General features: G+C 47.6%; 5 protein-coding genes. 3 read left to right on the top strand and 2 right to left on the bottom strand.

All coding sequences use genetic code 11. The features are described 5' to 3' along the window. A partial coding sequence (locus NZ772_13415) for a FecR domain-containing protein (GenBank protein ID MCS6814548.1) occupies positions 1-521 on the bottom strand: 521 nt, incomplete at its 3' end. 780 nt (positions 522-1,301) lie between these two features. Here NZ772_13415 and NZ772_13410 point away from each other — a divergent pair. Continuing rightward, positions 1,302-2,027 carry a YqiJ family protein gene (locus NZ772_13410; GenBank protein MCS6814547.1) on the top strand — a complete coding sequence of 242 codons (726 nt, stop codon included), beginning with the start codon at positions 1,302-1,304 and terminating at the stop codon, positions 2,025-2,027. Positions 2,028-2,175: 148 nt separating this feature from the next. Here NZ772_13410 and NZ772_13405 read toward each other — a convergent pair whose 3' ends face one another. Then, entirely contained in the window at positions 2,176-3,399 is a 1,224-nt protein-coding gene (locus NZ772_13405; protein MCS6814546.1) for a septal ring lytic transglycosylase RlpA family protein, read from the bottom strand. A 368-nt stretch (positions 3,400-3,767) separates the two neighbouring features. Here NZ772_13405 and purM point away from each other — a divergent pair, with 368 nt between their 5' ends. Both purM and NZ772_13395 read left to right on the top strand, forming a co-directional pair. Then, positions 3,768-4,844: a phosphoribosylformylglycinamidine cyclo-ligase gene (purM, locus tag NZ772_13400; protein MCS6814545.1), complete on the top strand. Its 1,077-nt coding sequence runs from the start codon at positions 3,768-3,770 to the stop codon at positions 4,842-4,844. A gap of 105 nt (positions 4,845-4,949) precedes the next feature. Beyond that, positions 4,950-5,188: iron-sulfur cluster assembly protein (locus NZ772_13395; GenBank protein MCS6814544.1), on the top strand; the 239-nt coding region annotated here is incomplete at its 3' end.

Below are 5,188 nucleotides of genomic sequence, written 5' to 3'. Positions count from 1 at the left end.
CTAGTCACACTGCCCTCTAGGGTAGCTAGCCCGGTTCTGCCGTTGGGCTGAACTGTAATGCCAAACTGAGTACCGCGCACACCACTTACACTAGAGGGTGTCGTCACCTCTAAACGAGAACCACGATGGGTAAAAGGGCGCACCTGTACCTGTACCTGTCCACCGGAGACATGTAGCCGGGTAATCCGTCCATTATCTGGAGCTACTTGAAGCCCTTGAATCCGTACTGTGGTTTTCTCTTGAATGGTAACAAACCCTACTTCAGTATCAATGGCTAGCCGCACGGAAGCATTTGGCTCGGTACGCAGCCCATCACCGACTACTTGCAGACGATCGCCAACCTTAGCCCGTCTAGAACTTCCCCCCTTCAGGTAAGTGACATTCCCGAAAACTTGTCGTACCTCTAACCAACGGTTTACGCGCACCCTAACAGACTGTTGCGCCCCAATTTGGTCTGTGTGAACAAACGTCAATACGAAAAAACTGGCAGATGCGAGCCATGCGATCGTTGTCTTCTTCATGAAATCAATCTAGTGATAAAAAACGTTTCCATAGATTGCACCCTAAACCTATGCCCACGGTTTAACTTGGGCACTATTTAGCAATTGTTGGTATTTAACGCTTTAGGATCCTAAGGGGAATGGATAGTAGCACTGTTATCCTAGCTGCCCCCATACAGGCAGGATATTTGTTCTACATAGCTATCCCTGTAGTTATCCTTTCAAGCTGTAACCTATAGATGCACCAAACCTGTTGCAATAGTTAGACCATTTGCAGTCAAGTTTTTACTACGGGTCTCAACAAGAGTTAGCTTCGTACAGACCTTCATCGTATACAACTTCATCTATCTGTGAGGTGAACTTGAGAGTCTGCGCTGCAAGCAATCTGCATCGACCACCAGCGATCTGTATCAAGAATACAGTAGTTTGGTATACAGTTTGCCCGTGTAACACAATCACCAACTTTCACTAATACTTGCTTGTTTGCATACTTCGCTTGATCGCATACTTGTTTGATCGTGCCTGCCTTTTCTGTGGCTGCCTTGAGTTGCTGCCGATTACCTAATCCCATGTACTATCGTTACCAACAACCTCTTCTACATCTCGCTACAGGTTACTCCTAGCAATTCCCAGTAGGCAAGATTTTGGATAAATAGGCTGTTTACAGAATACTTGGGTCGCAGGCTGCTAGAGTTTGGATGAGCAGTAACTATTAAAATAGCTGGCAGAGGTGACGATTCTGAAAAGACCAACGTATGGTTGTAATATCGGCTGTCTATTATGCTGTAATCTGTCTACCTTATGATTTTCCATCCCTCGAATCTGCCCTATTGGGTTCTGCTTAGTGCTGGCATAGTGCTATTTTTGACTGTGATTATCTCTGGCATTGGTGAGCACGATGCAGATGTGGATGCCGACATGAGTGCAGATATCAATGTAGACGCAGGTGTTGATTTAGCTGTAGATAACGGTTCTCTGCATGTTGATGTTGATGCAAATGATATGTCCAGCCCTGTTCAACTTTTAGGGTGGCTAGGTTTGGGCAAAGCTCCCCTGATACTACTGCTGGCAACTGATCTAAGTTTGTGGGGTCTATTGGGCTGGATGCTGAATGTAGCAGTTAGTAGCCTGCTCAACACCACCACAAGTGGCATTCTAGCAGGCGTAGTATTGATAGGGTCGTTAGTCATTTCATTGACGTTCGGTGGCTTTATCTCTCGGCCCTTAGGCCAAGTCTTCGCCTCTTTCGGAGAAGATGCTAGTGACGATCGGGTCATTGGTTGCATTGGTACAGTTAGCACTGCCCGTATTCCCTCCATTCTAGAGGGCAAAATTGGGCAAGTGGATGTGATCGACCCTGCCCGCAACCGCATCACGGTGAATGCTGCCCTACCTCCTTGGGCAACGATCGCCCCTCAACGGGGTGAACAAGTACTGGTAATAGAACGCTCTCACCAAACTTACCTCGTTATCGCCAAAGACAGCCCTGACCAAGACCATTGGTTATCCAATTTGTCATCAAGCTAAATTCTGAATCGCGAGCTGCAACAGCATAACCCTCTAGCCTGTCGCTATACCTACAACAAAGCGAGCAAGGCATGACCTTACCCGCTCGGGGAATTAGATGGTTGACATTCAATTCGTCAACTCTTCAATTCGGCAATGCTAAAGTAGCCTAGTTCAGGACTTCTAGTCTGACTTGGGCCACACCACTAGACAGCATACCAATTGCCTCGGCTGCTCCCATAGACAGATCGATAATGCGACCTCCTGCATAGGGGCCACGATCGTTGATACGTACAACCACTGATCTACCGTTGTCGAGGTTTGTAACTCTAACCATGGTACCAAACGGCAGATGAGGGTGAGCTGCTGTCAGGGCAAATTGATTAAAGACCTCACCATTAGCACTGTAATTGCCATGGAAGCCAGGACCATACCAAGATGCCATGCCAGTAAATTGATACCGAGGAGTTCGATAGGCAACAGCCGTCTGTTCAACCTTAGGCATACCCATAATTTCCTTCAACGGTGGTGCATTCCCCATTAATCGCCGCAGACGATTGGTTGCTTGCAGTGCATCTTCAGCAGGATTTTGGGTTGTCCCCGACAAAATCGTGGTCGTATCCATAACCAGCAAATTTTTGCCATCCACTTGAATCACATAACGCCCCCTCTGAGGATTGTTAGAGCGAGTTGGTGGCACAACGAGAGTACTCACTGCGCCTGTAGGAACTGAAGTAGACGTGGGCAGTTTTGCTGCATCCAATGTAGGTGTACCAGCAACTAGGGTTGACGGATAGCTAGGCAACTGTTGGTCAGCCTTCATAGCAGGAAGCATAGAAACTTCCCTTACATTCGGATCCGACTCCCACTTCACGGTGATTTTTGTCGCATCGAGTTGTTGTTGATGTAAGTAGTTCAGTTGAGTTGCCAATGTCATCGCTCTCCAGACAGGGTCGCTCTGCAACTGGGAGAATTGGAAGCTGCCGCTAGGTTGCTGAGCAACGGAATCAGGCTGGGTAGCGCTTACATCAACGGGCAAGGTGCTAGCACTATTGGAACGCTGGTCAGCCGAAGACAACGTACTATCTAGAAAAGTCAGCACTGGAATGTCTCGCACGTACAGCGTTGCTGCTCGTCGCCCCGATACCTCATGGGCAAGAATCTCGGCGATCGAACTCTGACCGTTCATCCGAGGTTGGTCAACAGGAGCAGACGTAGTTGCACTGTCACGCACGATCGACTCAGGTGTCGTCGTAGAGTCAGTTGCAATTAGGTTTGCTGACTTTTGGGTTAGTTCAGCAAGCTCAGCCGACTCAGCATAACTCGAAGGCGCACCACTCAAGTTTGTAATCAGCAATGTTGCTGTTAAACCACTTAATAACTGATGATTCATAAACCTCATAGAAAAACAACTCGAACCGGACGACTAGCAAAAACTGCCATAACCTAGCCGAATGCTAGGAAGTCGTACTCATTTCGTGTTTATGTATGAATAACTCAAGCTGAAATACGTTATCACAAACCTTTTGATTCTGGGATCAGGGTTGCTGGGGGATGCACAAATTTATGAAAATCTCAACTCCAGGGGCTATCCCTCTAGGAATAAGGATTTTTCGCTGATCCATAAATTTTCATGGCTTGGATTTTGTTAGCAAAACTTAACATAAAATTGTGATGTTACAGACATTAAACTTTACTGGTTACATCATTGCTGTCACAGTGCTGGCAGTAGCGAAGCAACCTTACTGATGGTGCTTATTTATGGACTATCGCCAAGCTGGGGTAGATATTGAAGCAGGACGCGACTTTGTACGACGGATCCAAACTCTGGTGGAAGGAACCTATCGACCCGGTGTATTGGGGAAACTGGGTGGCTTTAGCGGCTTATTTGAGTTGCCCACCGGGTATCAGCACCCTGTGTTGGTATCAGGGACTGATGGAGTTGGCACAAAGCTCAAACTAGCTCAGAGTCAGAATGTCCATAGCACGATCGGCATTGATTTAGTGGCTATGTGCGTCAACGATGTGTTGACCTGCGGCGCAGAACCACTGTTTTTTCTAGACTACTTAGCAACGAGCCAGCTACAACCAGAAGTCTTAACACAGGTAGTGGCTGGAATCAGCCAAGGGTGCTGTCAGGCAGGATGTGCCCTTTTAGGTGGTGAAACGGCTGAAATGCCAGGATTCTATCAACCAGGCGAGTATGACCTAGCTGGCTTTTGTGTGGGTGTTGTGGAAAAGGCCAATATTCTTGATGGCTCCAGGGTGCAGGTTGGCGATCGCGTAATTGGTTTGGCGAGCCAGGGAGTTCATAGCAATGGCTTCAGCCTAGTGCGAAAAATTTTGTGCCACTTGGCAGCTACTGAGCTAGGTGGCGATCGTTCTGAAGTTGACTTGCTACGCCATGCCCTCGATTACTGTCCTCCTGAACTAGAAGGCCAGAGATTAGGGCATCTGCTAATGACCCCCACACAAATTTACGTTCAGCCAGTGCGGGCCATTCAACAAGCAAATCTGCCAATTCACGGTATGGCACACATCACTGGCGGCGGTTTGCCGGAAAATCTGCCCCGTTGTCTGGGACATGGCCAGGCCCTACGTTTAGATCCTAATAGTTGGCAACAGCCACCGATTTTTAACTGGTTGGCTACTCAGGGTGATGTTGCGATTGCAGAAATGTTCACAACGTTCAATATGGGGATTGGCTTTGCACTAATCGTACCCACTGACTATACAGACGATGTGTTAACAGTGCTGCAAGACAATGCTGTAACTGCTTGGGAAATTGGTGAGGTGATAGCTGGCGAGGGTTCTGTCGTCGGCATTCCATCAACTTGATGCCTGCTATCCATCAAAACCCCACACAAAAGCCTTTAAGATCAATTAAGTGAGTTGCATGAATCGAACAAATCAAGCCGATTTTTATTCCCCTAGAGAGAGATCATGGTAGATGTTGCTGCTGTGTTGGACGTGCTGAAACCTGTCCAAGATCCTGAGCTGCGCCGCAGTTTAGTCGAGTTAAACATGATTCGTAACGTTACAGTCGATGAAGCTGGTGATGTGAAATTCACCCTGGTTCTAACCACACCTGCTTGCCCACTACGCGAATTTATTGTGGAAGATTGTCAACGAGCAGTAAAGACACTACCGGGAGTAAAACAGGTCACCGTAGATATTACGGC

It is taken from the genome of Cyanobacteriota bacterium (genome assembly GCA_025054735.1).
Lineage (GTDB): Bacteria > Cyanobacteriota > Cyanobacteriia > SKYG9 > SKYG9 > SKYG9.
Note: the sequence above shows the minus strand (reverse complement) of the source record. Positions and strands in the feature narration are given on the sequence as shown.